Here is a 2,770-nt window from a genome sequence, read left to right as displayed (position 1 = left end):
ATGATGTCCACGACCGTCATATCCGGGGTCAGCCGGCTGACGTCAAGCGGCAGCGGATCGCCGGCATGCATGCCGACAGGCGTGGCGTTGATCGCCATATGCATGCCGGAAGGCTCGGCCTCTCCGACCTGGATGCGGCATTTCGGGAACGCGCGGCCAACCAGCGCCGCCAGTTTCCCGGCGCGCGCCGTATCGATGTCGGTAAGGCGGATTTCGTCGGCGCCGGCTTCCGCGAGACAATAGGCGAGCGAAGCACCGGCGCCACCGGCACCGACTTGAAGAATGCGGCGGCCGGCGATCTGATGCCCGTTCGCCTTGAGCGCATCGATGAAGCCGACGCCGTCGAAATTGTCGGCATACCAGCTGCCATCCGGCAGCCGTCGCACCGAGTTGGCGCTTTCCACCCGCGCGGCGCGGTCATGCGCGGCGGAGCATTTGTGGTAGACCGCAACCTTGTACGGCACCGAGATGATCACGCCCCTGATATTCTCGGCTGCCGTGATGCCGGCCCAGAAGGTCTCAAAATCCTCCGGGCGGCAGCTCAAGGGCACCATGAGGCTGTCGAGGCCCTTCTGCTCGAAGATCTCGTTGAATATGCCGGGGCTCTTGGCGTGGGCCACGGGATGGGCCAGCATCACGAAGATCTCGGCCTTGCCGGTTCCGCGCATCGGTTTTTACTCCTTTTCTTTTGACAGTTCGTGGCCGCTGAGGATCTCCAGCGCCCGGACGAGAGACGAGTGATCGGCCTCGGCGCCACCTGGATGGGCCGAACAGGCATTCATCAGTTGCTGCGCCATGGCGGTGTTCGGCAGCGCCACGCCAAGGGCGCGGGCACTGTCAAGCGCCAGGTTGAGATCCTTCTGGTGGAGCTTGATGCGAAAGCCTGGGGCGAAGGTCCGGTCGATCATGCGCTGGCCATGCACTTCCAGGACGCGGGAAGCGGCGAAGCCACCCATCAGGGCGCCGCGAACCTTCGCCGGGTCGCACCCGGCCTTGCTGGCGAAGACAAGCGCTTCGGCCACGGCCTCGATGTTGAGCGCGACGATGATCTGGTTGGCGATCTTGCAGGTCTGCCCGGCGCCATTCTGCTCGCCGATCAAAGTGACGTTCTTGCCGAGTGTCTCAAAGATCGGCAGCGCCCGCTCGAACTCGGCGGCCGGGCCGCCGACCATGATGGTGAGGCTTGCCGCCTTGGCGCCGACCTCGCCGCCCGAGACCGGGGCGTCGAGGTAGCCGGCTCCCTTCTCTCGCAGTTTCGCCGCGAACGCCGCCGTGGCGATGGGGCTGATCGAGCTCATGTCGATGACCAGCTTGCCGGCTGACAGTCCTTCCAGGACGCCGTCCTCGCCCAACAGGACGCGTTCGACGTCAGGCGTGTCGGGCAGCATGGTGACGACGATCTCGGACCGCCGTGCCACTTCGGCGGCGGACGCGACGACCGATGCGGTCAGGCCCTGCGGTAGAGGGGAGCGATTGAGAACGGTGACGATCTCATGCCCGGCATCGGCCAGGTGGCGCGCCATCGGTGCTCCCATGACGCCAAGCCCGATGAACCCGATCCTCATTCTCCAGCTCCCATTCGAAAGTCCCTACATCGCATCTTGCAGCGTTTTGTAGCCATATGATATAGGACATCATACAAATTTCAACCAAATGATTGGAGACGATCGCAAGATGCAAGAACGCCTCAACACGCTGAAAGCCGCCACCGCGGCTGGCCGGGCTCACATCGGCATCTGGTGCTCGCTGGCTTCGGCGCTCACCACGGAGATCGTCGCCGGCTCCGGAGCCGATTGGGTTCTGATCGACGGCGAGCACAGCCCCAACCATCTGCGCAGCATCATGGCGCAGCTTCAGGTGATGGGCGGCTTCGACAGCGAGGCTGTCGTCAGGCTGCCCTCCGACGATCCCAATCTGATCAAGCAGGCGCTGGATATCGGCGCACGCAGCCTGATGATCCCCAATGTACGAACCGCCGATCAGGCCCGCGCCATCGTCGCGGCCATGAGCTATGCGCCCGGCGGATTTCGCGGCTTCTCGGTCGGTCACCGCGCCAATGGCTTCGGCCGCATCGCCGGCTACCACGCCAAGGCGCGCGAGCAGCAGCTTCTCGCCGTGCAGATCGAGGATGAATTGGGCGTGGCGAATGCCGCCGAGATCGCGGGGGTCGACGGGGTCGACGTTCTCTTCGTCGGTCCCGGCGATCTTTCCACCAATATGGGCGCGATGGGCAATCCCGGCGCGGCACATGTCCAGGAGGCAATCTCGTCCGTGCGCCAGGCCGCAACGGCGGCAGGCAAGGCAAGCGGCATCCTGGCGCCGGCGAAGGCCGATGCCGACCGCTACCTTGCCGAAGGCTTCACCATGGTTGCCGTCGGTTCGGACCTTGGCCTTCTTGCGCGGGGCTCGGATGCCCTGATCGCTTTGTTCAACCAGTAGCTTGGAGTCGGAGCCATGGCGATCCCGCCTTACAAAGCGCCATCGCGCAACGCCTACGACATCGTCATCGTCGGCGGAGCGGTTGTCGGCTCGTCCACGGCCTACTGGCTGAGCCAGGCGCTGGGCAGCGGTGCCTCGATCCTCGTGGTCGAGCGCGATAGCAGTTACGAGTTTTCATCGACGGCGCTGTCCACCAGCGCGATCCGGCAGCAATATTCCAATCCGATCAATGTGAAGATCAGCCAGTTCGGCATCGAGATCATCCGCACCTTCCAGGAGCGTATGGCACCTTTCTACAAGGACGAACCGGCGCCCGACCTCGGCTTCAAGG

4 protein-coding genes are annotated in these 2,770 nt (G+C 64.3%); 2 read left to right on the top strand and 2 right to left on the bottom strand.

Annotated elements, in window-relative coordinates; all coding sequences use genetic code 11:
- Together EN893_RS27620 and EN893_RS27615 are read right to left on the bottom strand one after the other, a co-directional pair.
- On the bottom strand, positions 1–668 hold a 668-nt coding region (locus EN893_RS27620; RefSeq protein WP_128361937.1), incomplete at its 3' end, for a shikimate dehydrogenase.
- Between the two features lie 6 nt (positions 669–674).
- Positions 675–1,565, bottom strand: coding sequence for a 2-hydroxy-3-oxopropionate reductase (locus EN893_RS27615; RefSeq protein WP_127268821.1), 891 nt, complete (start codon positions 1,563–1,565; stop codon positions 675–677).
- Between the two features lie 109 nt (positions 1,566–1,674).
- Between EN893_RS27615 and EN893_RS27610 the strand changes: the two genes are divergently transcribed.
- Both EN893_RS27610 and EN893_RS27605 read left to right on the top strand, forming a co-directional pair.
- Positions 1,675–2,439 (top strand): HpcH/HpaI aldolase/citrate lyase family protein, encoded by a 765-nt coding sequence (locus EN893_RS27610; protein ID WP_127268822.1) that lies wholly within the window; start codon positions 1,675–1,677, stop codon positions 2,437–2,439.
- A 15-nt stretch (positions 2,440–2,454) separates the two neighbouring features.
- The coding region (locus tag EN893_RS27605) for an FAD-dependent oxidoreductase (protein ID WP_164901155.1) at positions 2,455–2,770 on the top strand (316 nt) is incomplete at its 3' end.

This window comes from Mesorhizobium sp. M7A.F.Ca.CA.004.04.2.1, assembly GCF_004022825.1.
Lineage (GTDB): Bacteria > Pseudomonadota > Alphaproteobacteria > Rhizobiales > Rhizobiaceae > Mesorhizobium.
This window is presented reverse-complemented; position numbering and strand designations above follow the sequence as displayed.